27 protein-coding genes and 1 riboswitch are annotated in these 18,911 nt (G+C 74.8%); of the genes, 12 read left to right on the top strand and 15 right to left on the bottom strand.

The window, feature by feature from the left end; all coding sequences use genetic code 11:
* Positions 1-174 precede the first annotated feature (174 nt).
* The 6 genes from ACIQUR_RS34300 to ACIQUR_RS34275 all read right to left on the bottom strand — a co-directional run bounded on the left by ACIQUR_RS34300 (position 175) and on the right by ACIQUR_RS34275 (position 4,127).
* On the bottom strand, positions 175-417 hold the full coding sequence (locus ACIQUR_RS34300) for a protealysin inhibitor emfourin (RefSeq protein ID WP_403673142.1): 243 nt from the start codon (positions 415-417) through the stop codon (positions 175-177).
* Between the two features lie 277 nt (positions 418-694).
* Positions 695-1,180, bottom strand: coding sequence for a hypothetical protein (locus ACIQUR_RS34295; RefSeq protein ID WP_403673140.1), 486 nt, complete (start codon positions 1,178-1,180; stop codon positions 695-697).
* Positions 1,173-1,619, bottom strand: coding sequence for an Ohr family peroxiredoxin (locus tag ACIQUR_RS34290; RefSeq protein WP_403673138.1), 447 nt, complete (start codon positions 1,617-1,619; stop codon positions 1,173-1,175). The genes ACIQUR_RS34295 and ACIQUR_RS34290 overlap by 8 nt, the downstream gene beginning before the upstream one ends.
* An 83-nt stretch (positions 1,620-1,702) precedes the next feature.
* A riboswitch (guanidine-III (ykkC-III) riboswitch) is annotated at positions 1,703-1,765 on the bottom strand.
* 207 nt (positions 1,766-1,972) lie between these two features.
* Positions 1,973-2,401 carry a VOC family protein gene (locus ACIQUR_RS34285; RefSeq protein ID WP_403673136.1) on the bottom strand — a complete coding sequence of 143 codons (429 nt, stop codon included), beginning with the start codon at positions 2,399-2,401 and terminating at the stop codon, positions 1,973-1,975.
* A 91-nt stretch (positions 2,402-2,492) separates the two neighbouring features.
* Positions 2,493-3,566 (bottom strand): mechanosensitive ion channel family protein, encoded by a 1,074-nt coding sequence (locus ACIQUR_RS34280; protein WP_403673134.1) that lies wholly within the window; start codon positions 3,564-3,566, stop codon positions 2,493-2,495.
* An 81-nt stretch (positions 3,567-3,647) separates the two neighbouring features.
* Positions 3,648-4,127, bottom strand: a complete 480-nt coding sequence (locus tag ACIQUR_RS34275; protein WP_403673209.1) for a flavin reductase family protein — start codon at positions 4,125-4,127, stop codon at positions 3,648-3,650.
* Between the two features lie 233 nt (positions 4,128-4,360).
* Here ACIQUR_RS34275 and ACIQUR_RS34270 point away from each other — a divergent pair, with 233 nt between their 5' ends.
* The 6 genes from ACIQUR_RS34270 to ACIQUR_RS34245 all read left to right on the top strand — a co-directional run bounded on the left by ACIQUR_RS34270 (position 4,361) and on the right by ACIQUR_RS34245 (position 9,530).
* Complete coding sequence (locus ACIQUR_RS34270; RefSeq protein ID WP_403673132.1) at positions 4,361-4,669, top strand: DUF6479 family protein; 309 nt, start codon at positions 4,361-4,363, stop codon at positions 4,667-4,669.
* A 36-nt stretch (positions 4,670-4,705) separates the two neighbouring features.
* Positions 4,706-6,436: an NlpC/P60 family protein gene (locus ACIQUR_RS34265; protein WP_403673131.1), complete on the top strand. Its 1,731-nt coding sequence runs from the start codon at positions 4,706-4,708 to the stop codon at positions 6,434-6,436.
* 147 nt (positions 6,437-6,583) lie between these two features.
* Complete coding sequence (locus tag ACIQUR_RS34260) at positions 6,584-7,396, top strand: class I SAM-dependent methyltransferase (protein WP_403673129.1); 813 nt, start codon at positions 6,584-6,586, stop codon at positions 7,394-7,396.
* Between the two features lie 143 nt (positions 7,397-7,539).
* Positions 7,540-7,716: a hypothetical protein gene (locus ACIQUR_RS34255; RefSeq protein ID WP_403673128.1), complete on the top strand. Its 177-nt coding sequence runs from the start codon at positions 7,540-7,542 to the stop codon at positions 7,714-7,716.
* Between the two features lie 119 nt (positions 7,717-7,835).
* Entirely contained in the window at positions 7,836-8,102 is a 267-nt protein-coding gene (locus ACIQUR_RS34250) for a GlsB/YeaQ/YmgE family stress response membrane protein (RefSeq protein ID WP_403673126.1), read from the top strand.
* 135 nt (positions 8,103-8,237) lie between these two features.
* A complete protein-coding gene (locus ACIQUR_RS34245) occupies positions 8,238-9,530 on the top strand; it encodes a geranylgeranyl reductase family protein (RefSeq protein WP_403673124.1) in 1,293 nt (430 codons plus the stop codon).
* Between the two features lie 14 nt (positions 9,531-9,544).
* Here ACIQUR_RS34245 and ACIQUR_RS34240 read toward each other — a convergent pair whose 3' ends face one another.
* From ACIQUR_RS34240 to ACIQUR_RS34205, 8 genes are read right to left on the bottom strand one after another with little or no spacing between them, the layout of a single operon-like run.
* A complete protein-coding gene (locus ACIQUR_RS34240) occupies positions 9,545-9,943 on the bottom strand; it encodes a gas vesicle protein K (protein WP_403673122.1) in 399 nt (132 codons plus the stop codon).
* Complete coding sequence (locus tag ACIQUR_RS34235) at positions 9,940-10,200, bottom strand: gas vesicle protein (protein WP_403673121.1); 261 nt, start codon at positions 10,198-10,200, stop codon at positions 9,940-9,942. Before ACIQUR_RS34235 ends, ACIQUR_RS34240 begins: the two co-directional genes overlap by 4 nt.
* A complete protein-coding gene (locus ACIQUR_RS34230; protein ID WP_403673119.1) occupies positions 10,197-11,153 on the bottom strand; it encodes a GvpL/GvpF family gas vesicle protein in 957 nt (318 codons plus the stop codon). The genes ACIQUR_RS34235 and ACIQUR_RS34230 overlap by 4 nt, the downstream gene beginning before the upstream one ends.
* Positions 11,150-11,593 carry a gas vesicle protein gene (locus ACIQUR_RS34225; protein ID WP_403673117.1) on the bottom strand — a complete coding sequence of 148 codons (444 nt, stop codon included), beginning with the start codon at positions 11,591-11,593 and terminating at the stop codon, positions 11,150-11,152. The genes ACIQUR_RS34230 and ACIQUR_RS34225 overlap by 4 nt, the downstream gene beginning before the upstream one ends.
* Before the next feature lie 58 nt (positions 11,594-11,651).
* Positions 11,652-11,900, bottom strand: coding sequence for a gas vesicle protein GvpG (locus ACIQUR_RS34220; protein WP_403673115.1), 249 nt, complete (start codon positions 11,898-11,900; stop codon positions 11,652-11,654).
* Between the two features lie 56 nt (positions 11,901-11,956).
* Entirely contained in the window at positions 11,957-12,667 is a 711-nt protein-coding gene (locus tag ACIQUR_RS34215; RefSeq protein ID WP_403673113.1) for a GvpL/GvpF family gas vesicle protein, read from the bottom strand.
* Positions 12,668-12,670: 3 nt separating this feature from the next.
* Positions 12,671-13,150 (bottom strand): gas vesicle protein GvpJ, encoded by a 480-nt coding sequence (gene gvpJ / locus ACIQUR_RS34210; protein WP_403673111.1) that lies wholly within the window; start codon positions 13,148-13,150, stop codon positions 12,671-12,673.
* A 30-nt stretch (positions 13,151-13,180) separates the two neighbouring features.
* Positions 13,181-13,492: a gas vesicle protein gene (locus ACIQUR_RS34205; protein WP_403673109.1), complete on the bottom strand. Its 312-nt coding sequence runs from the start codon at positions 13,490-13,492 to the stop codon at positions 13,181-13,183.
* A gap of 161 nt (positions 13,493-13,653) precedes the next feature.
* Between ACIQUR_RS34205 and ACIQUR_RS34200 the strand changes: the two genes are divergently transcribed.
* Positions 13,654-14,778, top strand: a complete 1,125-nt coding sequence (locus tag ACIQUR_RS34200; protein WP_403673107.1) for a histone protein — start codon at positions 13,654-13,656, stop codon at positions 14,776-14,778.
* Positions 14,779-14,781: 3 nt separating this feature from the next.
* Positions 14,782-15,924 carry an SRPBCC family protein gene (locus ACIQUR_RS34195; protein WP_403673105.1) on the top strand — a complete coding sequence of 381 codons (1,143 nt, stop codon included), beginning with the start codon at positions 14,782-14,784 and terminating at the stop codon, positions 15,922-15,924.
* A 213-nt stretch (positions 15,925-16,137) separates the two neighbouring features.
* Here the strand turns inward: ACIQUR_RS34195 and ACIQUR_RS34190 are convergent, their stop codons facing one another.
* Positions 16,138-16,311: a CsbD family protein gene (locus ACIQUR_RS34190; RefSeq protein WP_403673104.1), complete on the bottom strand. Its 174-nt coding sequence runs from the start codon at positions 16,309-16,311 to the stop codon at positions 16,138-16,140.
* Between the two features lie 167 nt (positions 16,312-16,478).
* Between ACIQUR_RS34190 and ACIQUR_RS34185 the strand changes: the two genes are divergently transcribed.
* From ACIQUR_RS34185 to puuE, 4 genes are all read left to right on the top strand, one after another.
* The gene (locus tag ACIQUR_RS34185) at positions 16,479-16,871 is read left to right on the top strand and encodes a helix-turn-helix transcriptional regulator (protein ID WP_403673102.1); all 393 of its coding nucleotides are present in this window, start codon (positions 16,479-16,481) and stop codon (positions 16,869-16,871) included.
* Between the two features lie 19 nt (positions 16,872-16,890).
* Complete coding sequence (locus tag ACIQUR_RS34180; RefSeq protein ID WP_403673100.1) at positions 16,891-17,301, top strand: hypothetical protein; 411 nt, start codon at positions 16,891-16,893, stop codon at positions 17,299-17,301.
* A gap of 95 nt (positions 17,302-17,396) precedes the next feature.
* Positions 17,397-17,672, top strand: coding sequence for an isoamylase early set domain-containing protein (locus ACIQUR_RS34175; RefSeq protein WP_403673098.1), 276 nt, complete (start codon positions 17,397-17,399; stop codon positions 17,670-17,672).
* Between the two features lie 183 nt (positions 17,673-17,855).
* Positions 17,856-18,764, top strand: a complete 909-nt coding sequence (gene puuE, locus ACIQUR_RS34170; protein WP_403673097.1) for an allantoinase PuuE — start codon at positions 17,856-17,858, stop codon at positions 18,762-18,764.
* The last annotated feature ends 147 nt before the right edge of the window (positions 18,765-18,911 follow it).

Raw genomic sequence — 18,911 nt, 5'->3', positions numbered from 1 at the left:
GGGGGGGGGGGGCTTCTCGGGGCCCCCCGGAATTGGGGCCGGTTGTTGGGGGGTCGGGGCGGGCCGCCCCCCCGCGGGGGGGGCGGGGCCCCCCCCCCCGGCGCCCCCCCCGCCCGCCGGGCTTTCGCGTACGGGCCCGGCCGCCCGAACGGCGGCCGGGCCGCTGACGCCGGGTCAGGCCGCCTCGTCCAGGACGGCGCGGATCAGCCTGCGCTGGTCCTCGGAGAGGCAGTCGTCCTCGACGTCGAGCACCTGGTCGTCCACGGTGATCCGGTAGTGGAAGCCGTCCGGGGTGCCCGACAGGGCCCGCAGGGCCAGCTCCTCCCAGTGGGCCGCGTCGCGGCGGCCCGAGGTGTCGAGTTCGCGGGCCTTCTCCACCCCGGCGAAGCCCCCGGATCGCGTGACGGTGATCCGCATGGTCGTTACCTCCGTGGTCCGGTCGGCCGCCACGGGGTGTCCAAATGGACCACTCCCCCGCGGCGGTGGCGGCGGGTCGCCGCCGCCACCGCGCCTGCCCCGGTTCGGCCCGGCCGGGCAGTGCGGGGGCCCGGAGCGGCCCCATTCGTCCGGAAACCGCCGTCGGGTGGCCGAGAGGGGCCCGGCCGGGCGGGGGCACCGGGAGAGCCTGCGGCGGACGGGCGGTCAGAGCCGCCCGGACGTACCGAGGTCGGAGCCGCCCGAGGTACCGGCGGGGTCAGAGCCGCCAGTACGTGCCCGCGCGGGAGTCGACGTGGACCACGTGCCGGCCCACGCGTACGACGTGGTGGTCCGGGCCGCTCCAGGAGCCGGAACCGCCCTCGGCGCCGGCGAGCGGCGTCCAGACCTCCAGGAACGTGCTGCCGTCCGGGTTGACGCCCCACTCGACGAGGTCGCGTCCCTCCCACCGGAAGCTGCCCGCGTCCTCGCCCGGCTCCCCGGTCAGGTGGTGGAAGTGCACCTGCCGGCCGTCGAAGGAGGTGGTCCCGGCGAAGCCGCGGCTGTCCGCGTAGTACGGGCCGTGCTGGAGCCAGACCACCTCGTCGTCCTCGCGCAGGGGCCCGCCGTCGCGGCTGATGCCCCGCCGCAGCCACGCGCCCCGCTCCGGCACCGGCACGCCCGGCCCGCCGGGGGCCGGGGTCCCGGCCGGGACGGTGTACGGGGTCGGGTCCGGACCGCCGGGCACGGCGGCCGGCTCAGGCATCGGCCGGGCCGCCGTCGAGCGCCCGGAGCGACAGGTCGATGTTGCCGCGTACCGCCTGCGAGTAGGGGCACACCGCGTCCGCGCGGTGGAGCAGGGGCAGCAGGTCGGCCGCCGTCCAGCCGGGCACGGAGACGGTGAGGCCGACGGCGAGGCCGTAGCCCGCGGGCGTGTCGGTGGTGCCCAGCCGCACCTCGCACTCCACGCGGGCGGCCGAGGCATCGGCGCCGAACTCGCCGGCCACCTCGGCCAGGGCGGAGGTGAAGCAGGCGGCGAAGCCGGCCGCGAACAGCTGCTCGGGGTTGGTGGTGCCGGGCACCTTCTTGCGCGGCGGCGCCAGCCGGACGTCCAGCCGGCCGTCGTCGGTGACGACCGTTCCGGTGCGGCCGCCGGAGGCGTGCGCGGTCGTGGTGTAGAGGGTGCGGGTGAGCGGCACGGTCATGTGGTCGGCCCATCTGTGCGACGAGGGGACGCTGCCCGGGTCCGGACAGCGCTACGGCGCCTGCCGGTGGGACGGCGCCGTGGGGCGCGTCGTCGTGCGTAACCGGGTACGGCGCATCTCGTCCGGGGCCTCGGGTCGGGGCCGCCGCACAATCTAGCAACGGACCGCCGGCACCGGACCCCGCCGGTGACCCTTCTCACCCCGCGGGGCACGGCGGGGGCGACGGCCGGCGGACGGCGGGGGTCGACGGCGGACGGACGGCGGCCGGGGCGGCGCCGCCGCACGGGCGGCGGAACCCGGCCGGTGCCGTGCCGCCCCGCCCGGCCGGACGCCGCCGCGCGGCCGCGCCGCCCTCACCCGCGGCGGGACTGGGCGGGTACGGCCGCCTGCCGCACCGCGGACAGGACGAAGCCGTGGCCCGCCGGATCGGCGTAGCGGCGCACGGTGGTGCGGCTGCCCGGCCCGCTGCCGGGGTCCTCGGCGGCCACCGGCCGGGCCCCGAGGGCCACGGCCTCGCGCTCGGCGTCGTCCAGGCTCTGCGCGGGGACCAGTATGTGCAGGTGGGCCTGCTGGGAGCCCTCGGGGAGGGGCCAGCTGGGCGGCGCGTGGTGCGGGTCGCGGCGGACGCCGAGGACCACGCCCGCGGGACCGGAGACGAGGAGCAGGTCCCCGTCGTCCGGGGCGGGGGCGGCGGTGCCGCCGAGCAGGTCGGCGTAGAAGCGGGCCAGCGGCTCGGGTTCGGCGCTGTCCAGGACGAGGACGGTGGTCTTGGGTACGGTCATGCCGCGCGTGTGCCCGGAGTCCGCGCCCGTACACGGGGCGTGTCCGGGCGGCGGCCCCGGGTGGTCGGTGCCGGTTGCCGGTCCCGGGCGGTCAGTCCCAGTCGGGGCGGCGGGAGCCGTCGCCGTCGGACGAGGGCGCCGGGGCCACCGCGAGGCGCGGCAGGGCGTGGGGGTGCTTCTCGGAGAGCCAGGCGACGAGCTGTTCCCGTACCGCGCAGCGCACGGCCCACAGGTCGTCGGCGTCCTTGGCCGTGACGATGGCCCGGACCACGATCGTGGAGGGGGTCGTCTCGGTGACGGCGACGTCCCAGCCGCGGCCGTCCCATGCGGGGCAGGCGCGCAGGATGTCCTGGACGCGGTCGCGTATGAGGTCCACCGGCGCGGAGTGGTCGCAGTGGAGGAAGACGCTGCCGGTCATCTGGAGACCGCCGCGGGACCAGTTCTCGAAGGGCCGGGTGGTGAAGTACGAAACGGGCATCGTGATCCGGCGCTCGTCCCAGGTCCGCACGGCGAGGAAGGTGAGCGTGATGTCCTCGACCACGCCCCACTCGCCGTCGACGACGACGGTGTCGCCGATGCGGACCAGGTCGCCGAACGCGATCTGGAAGCCGGCGAAGAGGTTGCCCAGCGTGGACTGGGCGGCGATGCCCGCGACGATGCCGATGATGCCGGCGGAGGCGAGCACGGAGGTGCCGAGCGCGCGGAAGCTCGGGAAGGTGAGCAGCATCGCGGCGGCCGCCACGACGGCGACCACGGCGGTCACGACCCGCATGATCAGGGTCACCTGGGTACGGACCCGGCGCAGCCGGGCGGGGTCGCGGGGGCCGGTCGCGTAGCGCGCGTAACCGGACTCGACGGCGGCGGAGGCCACGCCGACGATCAGCCAGGCGCCGGCGGCGATCAGAACCAGGGAGAGGACGTGGCCGACGACGGCCTGGTGGTCCTCCAGGGGCTGCCAGGCGGTCTGCCGGTGGGCGCCGCGCAGCAGGGCGGCGAGCAGCACGATCTGCAGGGCGGGGCGGCAGCGGCGCAGGGCGTTCCACAGGGGCGTTTCGGGGTGGCGGGCGTCGGCTCGGCGCAGCAGCAGGTCGACGGCCCAGCCGGCGGCGACGGTGAGCAGGACCGAGCCTCCCAGGACGACGGGCAGGCGGAGGGCGCTGTTCATGACTCCTCGGCGGGGTAGACGGCACGGACGGGGGCGCGCCTGCCCAGCGGGGCGGGAGTCACACAACGGATCGGCGGCCGGTCAGGCGGGGTGGCCGGGGTCGATGTCCTTGACGTCGTGGTACCGCAGGACGCCGGCCGGGCCGGCCGCGGCCGGCGGGGACACCTCGGCCGGGGCCAGGAGGTGGCCGACGTGGTCGCCCCCGTCGATCCGGGCCTCGATGCGTCCCTCGAACCAGGCGCGGGCCCCGGTGAGCACGGGGCTGCCGCCGGCGCCGGGGCGCCAGGCGACGCGGGCGAACTTGTCCACCTCGTCGCCGGTCTCGCCGCCGAACAGTTCGGCCAGGGGCCGCTCGGCGGGGCCGAGGAGGTGGACGGCGAGGTGCGTGGCGTGCCGGGCGACGCGGCACGTCCGGTTGAGCGTGGACAGCCAGACCATGAAGCGCGGCGGGTGGATGGAGCACTGCGAGGCGAAGCCCACGAGGCAGCCGGCGCGTTCACCGCCGGCGGCCGCGGTGACCACGTACACCGGCCCGTCCAGCTGGTCGGCGAACGCGTCGATCGACGTTCGGGTCACGACCCCACCACCTCCGTTCCGCACTGCGCCGGGCCGCCCGTACCGGCGCCCGTCGCGGGCCCCGTCTGCGCGCGCCCGTCTGGGCGCGGCCCGGCCCGTGTGACCGGCTACCCCGCTCATCGGCACCGAATCCCGGCGGCCCGAGGCCTCCCGGGGGTGCCCGGGACGTGACGGCAACGGCCGTGTGCAAGGAGCGGCACAGCGGGTAGACGCGGCCCATGATCACTCCCACCGCCCTCACCGCACCCGCCATCGGCTCCCTCCCCTCCGCCGGACCGGACGCCGCCCCGCTCCCCTCGGCCGCGCAGCTCGCCGCGTACGGTTCCCCGTCCCTCCTGCTGATCGTGGCCGGCGTGGTCGTCGTGGCGGTCCTGCTCGGCGCGTTCTGGTGGGGCAGCCGGCGCGCGGCGGCCCGCAAGGACCCCGGTGCGCGGCCGGCGCACCAGCCACCGCCGGCGCGCGCCCGCGAGGACTCGTGGCAGACGCCGGACGACTCCGCGCCCGGTCCCGACGACCGCCGTCCCTGACCGGGAGGGCCCCGAGGGCGTGTGGATCATGTACCCATGACGCACACGTCCCGCCGCACCCTGCTGTCGGCGCTCGCCGCCTCCGCCGCCGTCCCGCTGTCCTCGCTCGCCGCCGCGCCCGCCGCCCGGGCCGCCGGAGGCGCGGTCGCCGCCCCGCTCTCCGGCGGGCTCGCCGGCTCCCCGTCCTCCGTGACCGTGGCGCCCATGGACGCCTCCTGGTTCACGCAGGTCACCCTGACCGCACCGCTCACCGCGACCGTCCTGCCGGGGGCTCCGGCCCGTACCGAGGTCACCTCCGGCGGTCGCCGCGTCGCCCTGCTCACCCACGGCGCCCGCACGGTGGTCGTGCCGGGTCCGCGGCGCACCTTCTCGGAGGACAAGCGGCCGTTCACCGAGGACTTCGGCCGCACCCTGCCCCACCCCGCCCTCAACCCCGCGACCCGTCCGTACTGGGGCAACTCGCCGGGTGGCGGCACCTGGGACACCGAGGGCCCCGTGGCCGGCGACTTCTCGGTGTCGCCGGGCCGCGGGCTCATCGCGCTCAGCACGGACGGCGCCAGCCGCTACGCCACGCTGAAGGACGACGGGATCACCGACGTGGACGTCACCGCGGTGGGGAGCCTCGACAGGGTGCCGACCGGCGACGCGTGCTCGTACGCCCTGCTCTTCGGCTACGTGTCGGCCGACAACCACCTCCGGGCCCGGCTCTCCTTCCTGACCACGGGCGCCGTCGAGCTGCGCGTGGAGAAGGTGACGGGCGGGACCTCCGCCGCCCTCGCGCCGGCGCTCACCCTCGCCACCGGCGTGCCCGCGGGTACGGCGTGGGGCATACGGGTGCTGCGGGAGGGCTCCCGCATCCGGGTCAGGGCCTGGCGCGCCTCCGCCGGACAGCCGGGCACCTGGCAGGCCGACGTCACCGACCCCGGCTCCCCCAAGGGCCGCATCGGGCTGCGGGCGCTCGCCAACCAGGGCTGCACCAGCCTGCCCGTCACGTTCTCCGCCACCGCATTCCAGGTCGCGGACGCCGCCTGGGCGACGCCGCCGAGCGTCACCCACGGCGACTGGGTGCGGGTGCTGCCCGCGCCCTTCGACGGCACCTGGACCCCGGCCCTCGAACAGACGGTCCGCGGCTGGACCGGTTCCCTCGCGCCGGACGCCCTCGCGTACGCGGCCATGTTCCTGCCCGGCGCACCCCCGGTGACCAGCGGTGCGGGCCCGGCCGCCGGCCGGAAGGTGCTCGGCGAGGCGCAGTACAGCCCCGCCGACACCTACGGCGACCGCACGGTGGGCGCCGACTTCCACGAGTTCATGGGCGTCGACTGGACCTTCCCCGACGGCCGGGTGAAGACCGCCGACGCCGCCTTCCTCGGCTCCCTCGACTGCTCGGGCTACACCCGCATGGTGTACGGCCACCACATGGGCGTTCCGGTGGCCGACGTGAACGACCCGTCGCCGGCCCGGCTGCCGCGCACCTCCGCGCAGATGGCCGACCACGCCCCCGGCGTACGTCTGGCCCGCACCTCCGGCGCCACCCCGGACGTCCTCGCCCTGCTCCAGCCGGGCGACCTGCTGTTCTGGGACACCGACAAGGACGGGGAGGTGGACCACGTCGGCATCCACCTGGGCACCGACGCGGCGGGCAAGGCGCGTTTCCTGTCCAGCCGCAAGACCGTCAACGGCCCGACGATGGCCGACGTCGCCGGCGCCTCGCTGCTCGACGGCGGCGGCACCTACGACACGACGCTGCACACCGTCCACCGGCTCTGACCGCGCGGGGCGGCCGGGAGCGGTGGAGGATCGGTGGTGTGACGGCCCGGGAGGGCCGCGCGCCACCGGTCCAGTGCGTGGAGGTACGGCCATGGAACCGTTCGACGACCGCCCCGGCGTGACCGGCGCCGTCCTCCGGGCGGGGGCGTGAGCACCGCCGCGGGAGGCGGTCGCTACGGCGAGGACGTCTTCCGCCCCGAGGAGGCCGGCGAGGGGGAGCGCATCGACTACGGCGCCCTCGCCTACGACGACACGACGATGGCACGGCTGCGCGCCCTCGGCGCCGGCCCGGGCTGGCACTGCCTGGACATCGGCGCCGGGACGGGCACGGTCTCCCGGCGGCTGCTGGACGAGGCCGGGGTGGCGAGCGTGCTCGCGGTCGACCGGGACGTACGGTTCCTCCCCGACCACCCGGGACTGGACGTGCTGGAGGCCGACGTCACCGCCCGGGGCTTCTCCCCCGGCCGGTTCCGCCTGGTGCACGCCCGGTTCGTGCTGATGCACCTGGCCGAGCACGAGCGGCTGGTCACGAAGCTGGCGGAACTCGTCGAGCCAGGCGGGTTCCTGGTGCTCGGCGACGCCGTCGACCTCACGAGCGACCGGGCGCCCGGCACTCCGTACACCGCGGTGATGCGCGCGATGTGGCAGGGGCTGCGGGAGACCATCGGCACGGACGTGTCCTGGGTGCCGTCGTACCCGCAGCTGCTGCGCGGGGCCGGCCTCGCGCCGGTGGCCGCCGAGATCCACGTACCACCGCTGGAGCCGGGCAGTCCGATCAGCCGCTTCTGGGCGGACACGTGGGAGCGGAGCCGGGCCGCGATGCGCGCCACCGGCCTGGTCGACGACGCGGCCGTCGACGCGGCGGTCCGCTGGCTGGACTCGCCCGAGTGCGCCTCGCTGTCGGCCGGCCTGCTCACGGCCTGGGGCCGGAAGCCCGCGGAGGCCGGCGTCCCGGGCTGACGGGGCGCCGGCGAGGGCCCGGGGTGAAGCGCGGAATCCGGTGAAGAAAGGAGGCAAAGTATTCTCGTACGGAGAAACGGAACTTCCGGGGCTTCCTCCCCCGGATTCCTTCGGCCCTTCCCCGCGGCCGGAAGGAGATGCCCGTGAAATCCGATCTGCGACGGCGCAGACGGCGGTGGCGGAGGCGGCGGAAGCTCGCCCGCTGGACGATCCGGGCCGTCCCCCGCCCCGTGCTCCTGCGGCTGTCCCTGTGGAGTCTGCGGCTGACGGGCTGGGGTGTGCGGCTGGCGTTCCGCCGGCTCGTGCGCGCCGCTTTCTGACGGTCCCTCGCGATTCCCTTCCGGTTGCCCGCCGCCGGCCGCTCCTTTCGTGTTTACGAATCGCCGGACGGTAAAGAAGCGGAACCATCACCGGCTTTACGACGAGCCAGGAAGGGATCATGGGAATACTCGCTTGGATACTCCTCGGGCTGCTCGCGGGCATCATCGCCAAGTTCCTGATGCCGGGAGACGACCCGGGCGGAATCATCATCACCACGCTCATCGGCATCGCGGGCGGCCTGCTCGGCGGATGGCTCGGCAAGGTCATCTTCGGCGTCGACTCCGTGGACGGGTTCTTCGAACTCTCCACCTGGATCGCCGCCATCGTCGGCTCCCTCATCCTGCTCGCCCTCTACCGCCTGTTCACGCGTCGCAGGCACGCGTGAGCCCCCGGCCCCCACGGGCCCCGTCGGACGCGGCTCCGCCCTCCCCCTCCGGGGCGGAGCCGCCGCTCGTGCCGCCGGGGGCCGATTCGGCCGCGCCGCACGGCCGCCCCGGGCCGCACACGGCATAGTGGTCGGGTGATCACCGAACGTGGCGATGCCGGGGTTGAAGAGGCGCAGGTCATCGTGGTGGGGGCGGGACCCGCGGGATCCGCGGCCGCCGTGTACCTCGCCCGCGCGGGTCTGGACGTGCTGCTGCTGGAGAAGAGCGGCTTCCCCCGGGAGAAGGTGTGCGGGGACGGGCTCACCCCGCGCAGCGTGCACCAGCTGGTGCGGCTCGGCGTCGACGTCAACGCACCCGGCTGGATGCGCAGCAAGGGCATGCGCTGGGTGTGCGAGGGGAACACGGTCGAGCTGGAGTGGCCCCGGCTGGGCAGCCTCCCCGACTTCGGCCTCACCCGTACCCGGCACGACTTCGACGACCTGCTCGCCGGGCACGCCCGCGCCGCCGGCGCCCGGCTGCGTACGCACGTGAAGGTGACGGCCCCGCTGACGGACCGCGCGGGCCACGTCACCGGGGTGACCGCCGTACGCGGGCCCGACGAGGAGCCCGTACGGTACCTGGCCCCGCTGGTGGTGGCGGCCGACGGCGCCTCCGCCCGCACCGCGCTGGCCCTCGGTCTCGACCGCGACGCCAGCCGCCCCGTCGCGGCGGCGGCCCGCCGCTACTACCGCAGCGAGGCCCGCACCAACGACCCGTACCTGGAACTCTGGGCCGACCTGCGCTGTCCGGGCAGCGGGCTGGACCTGCCCGGCTACGGCTGGGTCTTCCCGCTGGGCGACGGCCGCGTCAACGTCGGCCTCGGCGCCCTGCCGCAGCAGCGGCGGCGCCGACCCCTGGACCTGCGGGCCACCCTGGACCTCTGGCTCTCCCGGACGCCCGAGGACTGGGGGCTGCGCGAGGAGAACGCCGACTCGCCGCTGCGCAGCGCGCCCCTCCCGATGGGCCTCAACCGGCGGCCGCAGTACCGGAAGGGACTGGTGCTGGTCGGGGACAGCGCGGGCATGGTCAGCCCGTGGAGCGGCGAGGGCATCGCGCAGGCCATGGAGTCCGCCGAGACGGCGGCGGAGATCATCGCCCTGGCCCTGGCCCGGCCGGCGGGGCCGCGGCGCGAGCACGCGCTGCTCCAGTACCCCTCGGAGATCCGGCGGCGCTGGGGACGCTACTACCGGCTGGGCAACCTCGCCGGTGACCTGTTCTTCTCCCGCTATGGCTTCCGCCCGGTGCTGCACCCGCGCGTGATGGCCTCGCCCCAGCTGATGCGCACCCTGTCCCGGCTGCTGATCCACGTCGGCGACGAACCGGCGCGCGACGGCGTGGACGCCGTACTGCAGACGCTGCTGCGGCTGGTACCGCGCCCGAACCGCTAGGCCGGTCTTTCGGATCAGGCCGGGCCGGAGGCGGGCGGGAGGAGGGGGCCGAGGGGCCCCAGGTCGAGGTTGAGGTCGTCCAGGGTGTAGCCGTGCTCGGCGCACAGTTCCGTCATCCGGTCGTGCAGGGCGAGCAGCGTGGCGCCGAGTTCCTCCTCCTGCTCGTCGGTGAGGTCGCCGGCGTCGACGCGGCGCAGGGCCTGGCGTTCGATGAGCTGGCGCACGAGTTCGACGAGGGTGAGGACCAGCTTGAGGAGGTCCTCGCCGACGCGGTCGGGGTCGGTGTGCAGGCGCCGGGCCGGGGGGCGGGGCCGGCCGGGGGCCTCGGGCGGCGCCTGGAGCAGCCGGAAGGCGGTGGCCATGGTGTCACCGACGGCGTCGAGTGCGGGGCCGGGGCGCGGGTCGCGGGTCATGGCTGCCGCTCCCGGGGGTCGAAGGGAGCCGCGCGGCCGACGGGGCCGACGGGTTCCACCGGGTCGAAGGGGTCCTGCCGCTCGCCGTTCACCGAGGTGATCAGGGCGCGCAGGGAGATGCGGACGAGGTCGATGTCGGCGATGGACAGGACGAGGTCGCCCGCGATGACCACACCGCCCGCGAGGAGGCGGTCGAGGAGGTCGACGAGGGCGACCTGCCGGCCGGGGAGCGTCTCGTCGTGGCCGGCGGTCGTCATGGGCCCGGGTGCGCGGTGGGACTGCCGGCGGACCGGCCGGGGTCGGGGCGCGGGGAGTCGGTCCGGTCGGGGGCGGCGCGCGGGGGGTCGGTCCAGGCGGGGTCAGTTCGGGTGGGGGCGGCGCGGGCGGGGTCGGCGCGGTCGGGGGCGAGCGGGAGCGTCGCGAACGAGTACGGCGCCCAGGGGCCGGTGACCTCGATGCGGATGCCGGGCAGGCCCTCCCCCGCCTCCTCGACGGCGGCGCGGAAGGCCCCGGCCTGGTCGTCCCGCACCAGGTAGGCGTCGTTCAGGACGTTCTCCCCGCTCTCGCCCCGGGTGAGGGGGCCCGTCTGGGCGGGGTGGCGGACGCGGTGGGACGCGTACGAGGCCGCCGTCGCGGCGATGCGCTCCGCGGCCAGGGCCGCCTGGCGGTGGCGGTCCTCGCGGGCGTGGTGCTGGGCCCTGCGCGCCCGGAGGTACGCCTTGCCGGGGCTCGCGGCGGGTGCCGGGGGCGGCGCCGTCGGCGGGGACTCCGCGTCTTCCGGGGCGGTGCGTACGTACGCCTTGACGCCGTACTCGCGGTGGTGGGCGAGGGAGGCCAGCCGGTCGGCGAAGGCCCGCTGCTGCCGGCCGAGGGCCGCCAGGGCCCGGTCGCGGTCCTGGTAGAGGGTGGCCATCCGCAGGGGCAGGACGGTGGTGCGGCCGGTGAGCGCCTCGATGACGCGGTGGTGGGACCTGGCGGTGTCCTCCAGCCAGTCGAGGTCCTCGAAGCGGGCCTTAAGGGGCTCTTCCCCCCAGTCGGCTTCCGGGACCTGGCTGGTGAGGAACACGGCGGCGGGCGGGCCGTCGTCCTGGGGCTCCAGGGGTTCGACGGGGGCGGCCGCGACCCCGCGCAGGGCGGCGACGGCCTCGCGCAGCCCGGGGGCGGGGGCGGCGACCGCGTAGACGTAGGTGAGGGTGCGGTCGGGGTTCACGGGGTCTGCCGTTTCCTGGCGGCGGCGCCGGCGGCGCGGGGCCGGTTGTCGCGGGCCCGGTCGTCGCGGGCCCGGTCGTCGCGGGCGTCGGACGCGGGGGCGATGCGCTCGCGCCGGAGCGATTCCAGCTCGGCGCGCAGGCGGCGGTTCTCCTCCGCGAGCGGATCTCCGCCGTGCCGGGACGAGAGCGAGGGGTCGTGCTCCCACCAGTCGATGCCCATCTCCTTGGCCTTGTCCACCGAGGCGATGAGGATGCGGAGCTTGATGGTGAGCAGCTCGATGTCGAGGAGGTTGATGCGGATGTCGCCGGCGATGACGATGCCCTTGTCCAGGACGCGTTCGAGGATGTCGGCCAGGCTCCCCGCCGAGGCCGGCGGGTACGACATCGGGCCGGCCCGGGACGGCAGAGGGCCGAGGCGGTCGGCGAGGGGGTCGGTCACGGTCCTCGGCCTCCCGGGTCGTGACGGGGCGTGACGGGCCGTCGGGCCGCGTTGCCGGTCATGGCCGGCCCTGCCGGTGCCGGGCGATCTCGTCGAGCCGGTCGAGGAGTTCGTCCTCGGCGTGGTCGAAGGCCGTCTGGTCGATCTCGCCGGCCCGCAGCCGCCGTTCGAGCTCCGACAGCGCGGCGTAGACGGGCGCCGGGTCGTAGAAGTCCTCCTCGGCCTTGTCGAGGACGCGCTGCGCGACCCACGCCACGCCGCGGACCGGCAGCAGCGGTGCCGTCAGCAGGCTGGTCAGCAGCCCCATGGATCCTCCTGACGCCCGGCGGGCCCGGTCCGCCCACGGCGGCCGGGGCCGGGACCCTAGACGAAGCTGTACGGGGGCAGTGGCCCGGCGAAGCGGAAGGCGACGCCGTGGACCTGTTCGGCGAGGCTCGCCTCGGCCACGGCGAGCTCGTCCTGCCGGTCCTCCTCGACGAGCAGGGAGAGGTTGACGATGTCGCCGTCGGCCGGCGGGCGGACGGTGTGCTCCCGGGCGAAGGGGATGAGCGCCTGGACCAGTCCGGCGGCGAGGGCCTCCTGACGGCTGCGCACCTCGGCGGCGACCAGTTCGCCGAGCTGGAGGGGCAGCCGGGGGTCCTGGTCGCCCTCCTTGATCCGGTCGTTGAGGCGCCGGGCCCGGGGGGATTCGTCGAGGATCTCGCGGAGCAGTCCTTCCTCCTGCTGGGAGGCGCGTACGTGGTACTCGGCGCAGCCCTGGAGCCGCTCCAGGGCGTCGAGGTAGCCGTCCGCGCCCTGTTCGAGCACGTCGGCGACGGCCTGGTCGTCCTGGGCGGTGTAGCCGAACTGCAACGGCAGGACGGTGCCGTCGGCCATCAGGCGCTCCTGCACCTCCTGATGTGCCGTCAGGTCCCGGCGCTTGGCCCGGATCTCCTCGTCGACGTCCTGGACGACGGCACGCAGCGGGCCGGCGCTGACGGTGCGCAGCGGCGCCGGTTCCGCCCCGACGCCGGTGAGGCCGTCCAGGCGGCACGGGTGTGCCGCGCCGGTGATCGAGTACACGTACACGGCCATCACCTACTCCCTCTCGCGGCGGGAGGCGGTACGGCGGGCGGGCCGGCGTCGGCGGGGGGCCGGCTCCTCCTCCGGTTCCTCCTGCTGCTCTTCCTCTTCCGGCTCCTCGTCCTCGTCGTCCGACTTGCCGGTGAAGGCCTGGGTCACCGCGTCGACGGCACCGCTCAGGGCGCCCTTCGACTTGCCGTGCGCCCCGCTCTCGACCGCGTTGCCGACGACGTCGGTCAGCTGGGTCGGGGCCTTGCGGCCCGATTCGAGGTCGAGGCGGTTGCAGGCCTCGGCGAACCGCAGGTAGGTGTCGACGCTGGCCACCACGATGCGCGCGTCTATCTTCAGCAGTTCGATCCCGACCACGGAGACGCGGACGAACACGTCGATGACGAGGCCGCGGTCGAGGATGAGTTCCAGTACGTCGTAGAGGCTCGCCGTATTTCCGCCTCCGGTTCTGCCGACGCCGCTGGCGCCCTGCGGAAGCACAGTCATGGGCCGCTTTCCCTTCGCGGGGGCCGGTCCTCAGGCCGGCCGGTCGATCATGCCCCGGCTGTAGCGCCGGGTCTGTTCGTACGAGATCAGCTCGCCCTCCTCGTCGATCGTGACCTTGTAGCTGGCCATGACGCTGGTGGTGTCGGGTATGCGGGCCAGCTCGAGGACCTCGATCTGGGCCTCCCAGCCCTCTTGGGTCGGGCGGAGGGAGGACACCGATTCCGGCTCCCGGCCCAGTAGCTGGGCGAGCTGCTCCCTTGCCGAACGCATGGCCGACGCGGCACCGGTCACGCCGCGGTGCGCGGACGCTTTCCGGCGGCGGGCGGGCTGTGCTTCGGCCATGAGCCACTCCCCTCGCGGGCTGACTCGTTCGCCTGCCCGCTCACCGAAGGGGCAAACAATTCTTTTTCATCAGAAATCGGAATTTCATTTCCTTTACGGCGCATAACTGGGGCCGTGGCGAGCAGCACGCGATCTGACCCGCCTGCTGAAGGGAAATGCTCATGCAGGACACGACCAAGATCGCCCTGGCGGCCGCGGTCGCCGGGGGTTACGTACTGGGCCGGGCCAAGAAGGGACGCCTGGCCTTCTCCCTGGTGACCTATGCGGCCGGCCGCAAGCTCGGCCTGGACCCGAAGGAGATCGCGGTCCAGGGACTGAAGCGGCTGAGCGAGATGCCACAGGTCGCCGAACTCGGCGAGCAGCTCAGGGGCGAGGCCCTGGACGCGGGCTGGAAGGCCGTGACGGCGGCCGCGAACCGCAGGCTCGCCCAGCTCGCCGACTCGGTCCACGACCGCACGCTGGCCCTGACCGAGAGCGACCGGGGCAGCGCGGAGGAGGACGACGACGAGGGCTACGACGAGGACGAGGACCGGTACGACGACCGGGAGGACGAGCGCGACGACGACCGCGACGACGAGCGGGACCGCGGCCGGGACGACGACCGCGACTACCGGTACGACGACGAGGAGGACGAGGAAGAGGACGAGGACGAGGACGAGGACGAGGACGAGGAAGAACCGGAGGAGGAGTACGAGGACGAGGACGCAGACGAGGAGGAGGACCAGGAGGAAGAGCCGCAGGACCGGGCTCCCGAAGAGGAGCCGGACGAGGAGTCCGAGGAGGAGCCCGACGAGGAGCCGCCGGCCCGCCGGCGCCCCGCACGCCGCTCCTCCCCCGCACGCAAGGCCCCGGCCAAGAAGGCGGCCCCCGCGAAGAAGACGGCTCCCGCCAGGAAGCGGGCCGCCCCGGCGAAGACCTCCACCCCGAGGAAGTCCTCGGCGGAGAAGCCGTCGGCAGGGAACGCGCCCTCGGCGAGGAAGGCGGCCGCCAAGAAGACGGCTCCGGCCAAGAAGGCCTCCGCCCGGGGCGGCACGTCGGGCTCGGCCACGAAGAAGGCGGCATCCTCCGGCAGCGGCAGCAAGCCGAAGCCGGCATCCGCCGCGCGGCGCTCCCCCGCCTCCAAGCCCGCGGCGAAGCCGGCGTCCAAGGCCGCCGCGAAGAAGGCACCGGCGAAGAAGGCACCCGCGAAGAAGAGCACGGCCCGCCGGCCGGCCGCCAAGACGGCCGCCAAGAAGACCACGGCCTCGAAGAAGTCGGCCGCCCGCACATCGACGGCGAGGAGGTGAACCATGGCCACCACGGAGCGCGGGACGAAGGGCGCACAGTCGGGTTTCGACAAGCTGATGGACGAGGTCTCGGGGTTCCTCTCGGCCCAGGCCGGCCAGCTGGCGGACAAGGCCGTGGACAAGGTCGGCGACCTCACCGACCGGCTGCACGACTCGGCGGAGAACGGCAGCCCGTTGCCCGGAATCGGCGGCCGGCTCCTCCAGGGCGACTCGCCGGTGAAGGCCGTACTGGGCCAGTCGATCGAGCCGGTCAAGGAGAAGGTCAAGGACCTCGGTTCGAACCTGCTCGGCGGCAAGGGCAAGGGCAGGGGCCGCAAGGGCGGCACCAAGGCCATGAACATCATCGAGAGCATCGACGTGGGAGTGCCGCTGCGCATCGCCTACGACCACTGGACGCAGTACGAGAACTTCAGCAGCTTCGCCAAGGGCGTGCGCAGCGTGTCACAGGGCGACGACACCACGTCCGACTGGAAGGTCAAGGTCGGCCCCTCGACACGCAACTGGAAGGCGACCGTCCAGGAGCAGGTTCCCGACGAGCGGATCGTGTGGGGCTCGGACGGTCCGAAGGGCACGACCCGCGGCTGCGTGACCTTCCACGAACTCGGCCCGACCCTCACCCGCATCCTGGTCGTCGTCGAGTACTACCCCTCCGGCCTGTTCGAGAAGACCGGCAACATCTGGCGGGCCCAGGGCAGGCGGCTGCGCCTGGACCTCAAGCACTTCCGCCGGTACGTCAGCCTCTCCAACGAGGAGCCCGAGGGGTGGCGCGGTGAGATCCGGGACGGCGAGGTCGTCGTGACCCACGAGGAGGCCCTCGAGCAGGAGGAGAACGAGAACCAGGAACAGGGAGAGGACGAGGAAGGGGAAGAGGAAGAGCCGGAAGGCGCGGAGGGCAAGGACGAAGCGGAAGGGGACTACCCCGAGGGCGAAGGCGAGGAGGACGAGGAAGGCGAGGAAGACGGGGAGGACGACGAGGAGCGGGGGGACGAGCCGGAGGACGCGTACGAGGACGAGGACGAGGAGGGGGAGTACGAAGACGAAGACGAACAGGGAACCGACGACGAGGACGCGTACGAGGACGAGGACGAGCCCGACGAGGAGGAGGAAGAGGAGGAGGAGCCCCGCAGGGCGCGTCGCCGCCGCTGAGCCCCTCGGGACCACCCTCCCGGCGCCCGGGGGGGGGGGGCCCCCCCCCCCCCCCCCCCGCCCCCCCCCCCCCCCCCCCCCCCCCCCCCCCCCCCGCCCCCCCCCCCCCCCCCACGGCGCTCCCCCGTCCGCCGCTCCGCACCCCGCGCGGGAACGCGGGGGCACGGGAAGGCCGGCAGTCGCCGTCGCGACCGCCGGCCCTGACGCGTCCGGTCAGTGCTTGAGGGTGTCCTTCGCCTTCTGGACCGTCTGCTTCGCGTCGCCCGCGGCCTGCTCGGCCCGCCCCTTCATTTCGAGGCTCTCGTTGCCGACCGCCCTGCCGGTGACCTCCTTGGTCTTGCCCTTGACGGTCTTGCCGACGTTCTTGGCCTTCTTCCCACCTGCCATTCCTGCCACCTCCCAATCAGCGGCATCGGTGAACCGACACCGCTTCCTCACGGCCGCTACCCACGTTCGCCGGGGCCACGCGCCCCGTCGTCCGCCGGGCGAACGGCATGGGGGACGGGGGATTCCGCTATGGCGAAACCGGAATCGCAAATCGTATAATTTGGGACATGGAATCGATGGAGCGCCGGTCCAGCTGGACCTTCGTCACCAATCACGCCCGGATCCTCGCGATGATCTTCCGTGATCCGGAGATCAGGTTGCGCGACATGGCGGCGGCCTGCCAGGTGACCGAGCGCGCCGCCCAGGCCATCGTCAGCGACCTGGAGAACGCGGGGTACCTCACGCGGGGCCGACGGGGCCGGCGCAACCACTACCAGGTCACACCCGGCACGCTGTTCCGCCATCCCGCGGAGGGCCCGCACGAGATCACCGACCTGCTGAAGCTCCTGGCGGCCACCGACCCGCCCGGCGGCACCCAGCGGTCCGCCGACGGCCCCAGCCATCCCACCCATCCGCCGCACCCCACCGATCTGCCGAGCAGCCACCGCCCATTCGCCTGACAAGCCGATGGAGACGACGATGCGCAGCACAGCTTGGTCCGGGGACCTACCGCTCCCGGACATCTGCGATCTGTGCCGGGAGAGCACCCGCACCGGCACCGCGGTGTCCGGGCTCGCCCGCGACTCCTCCTTCGCCCATCCCTCCGACCCCCGGCAGGACGGTGCGCGGCCGCTGCTCGCCTGCACGGAGGCCCACCTCGTCGAGCTGCAGCGCCACTACGGCACGCGCCCGTACGTCGACGAGGAACTGTGGAGCGCGAAGATCGACCGCGCGATGCGCAGGCATCCCGAGGGGCTGAGCATCGAGGACCTCTGCCGCGTGACGGGGCTGAGCACGGCGCAGGTCGAGGCGGCCGCGGCGTGGCGCCTGCACCACCTCCGCCGCACGAACTCCCCGCGTCCCCCGGGGGCCCGGGGACCGGCCGAGTGACGCCGCCGGCCCGGCGGGCGTGTAGCGCCCGTGGCCGGGGGGCCCGGCGCGAGGATGCAGGGGCCCGTTCCCCCCTCTTCGGCTGGAGTCACTCCGTGCTCGAACGCAAGCAGCTCAAGGGCCGTACCCAGGTCACGTTCATCCTTCCCGAGGACAGCCCGGCCGGCCCGGTGAGCGTCGTCGGGGACTTCAACCACTGGAACCCGGCCGCGCACCCCCTGACCCCGCGGGGGGACGGCACCCGCGCGGCCAGCGTCGCCCTCCCGGCACACGGCACCCACGCCTTCCGGTACCTCGCCGCGGGCGACTACTGGTTCGACGACGAGCACGCCGACGCCCACGACGGCACGAACGGCCGCCTCCACACCTGACCCACTCCGGGGGCCCGCCGGCCGCCCGACGGCCGGCGGGTCACCGGAGCCGCACCGCCGGGGCCGGCGACGCACCGTCGCCGGCCCCGGCGGTGCGTTGCCGCACGAGGCGTCCGCCGGGCTCACGGGTGTCGCCGGGCCACCGTCCGCGGCTCGTGACCGTGGCGGGGGTAGGGTGCGGGCGTGGTCGAGCAGTCTCGTGATCTCGTCGGTTACGGCGCGGAGCCGCCGCATGCCGCCTGGCCCGGGGGTGCCCGGGTCGCCGTGAGCCTGGTCCTCAACTACGAGGAGGGCGGCGAGCGGAACGTCCTGGAGGGCGACGCCACCTCGGAGGGCTACCTGCACGAGATCGTCGGCGCGCCGCCGGTGGAGGGCGGGCGCGACCTGAACGTCGAGTCGATGTTCGCGTACGGCTCGCGCGCCGGCTTCTGGCGGGTCCACCGGACGGCCGCCGCGCACGGGGTGCCGCTCACCGTCCACGCCGTGGGCCAGGCCCTCGAACGCAACCCGGACGCGGCGCGCGCGATGGGCGCGGCCGGGTGGGAGGTGGCCGGCCACGGCTGGCGGTGGATCGACTACCGGCACGTCCCGGAGGCCACCGAACGCGCGGACATCGCGCGCACCGTCGAGACCGTCGAGCGGCTCGTGGGACGCCGGCCCGTGGGCTGGTACACCGGCCGGACGAGCCCGCGGACCCGGGCCCTGGTCGCCGGGGAGGGCGGCTTCCTCTACGACTCGGACGACTACTCCGACGACCTGCCGTTCTACGTCGAGGCGGCCGGCCGGCCGCACCTGGTCCTCCCGTACAGCCTGGACGCGAACGACTTCAAGTTCCTGATCCTGCACGGGTTCTCGACCGCCGACGACCTCCTGGGCTACCTGGTCGACACCTTCGAGACGCTCCGTGCGGAGGGCGCCGACCGCCCGCGGATGATGAGCGTCGGCCTGCACAGCCGGATCATCGGCAGGCCCGGCCGCATCCGGGCCCTGGACGGTTTCCTGGAGCACGTCGCGCAGCGGGGCGGGGCGTGGGTTGCCACGCGGGAGCAGATCGCCCGCCACTGGCTCGCCACGCACCCGCCGCGGCGCTGACCCCGGACGCCGTCGGACGGACCACCGGCGGGCGCGGGCCGGCGGGGGGGGGGCGCGGGGGGGGGGCCCCCCCCCCCACCACCCCCCCCCGGGGGCGGGCCCCGACCGCGACCCCCCGGGCGGGGGGGAGCGCCCGGGGGTGGGGGT

The organism is Streptomyces sp. NPDC101132, assembly GCF_044759225.1.
Classification (GTDB): domain Bacteria; phylum Actinomycetota; class Actinomycetes; order Streptomycetales; family Streptomycetaceae; genus Streptomyces.
This window is presented reverse-complemented; position numbering and strand designations above follow the sequence as displayed.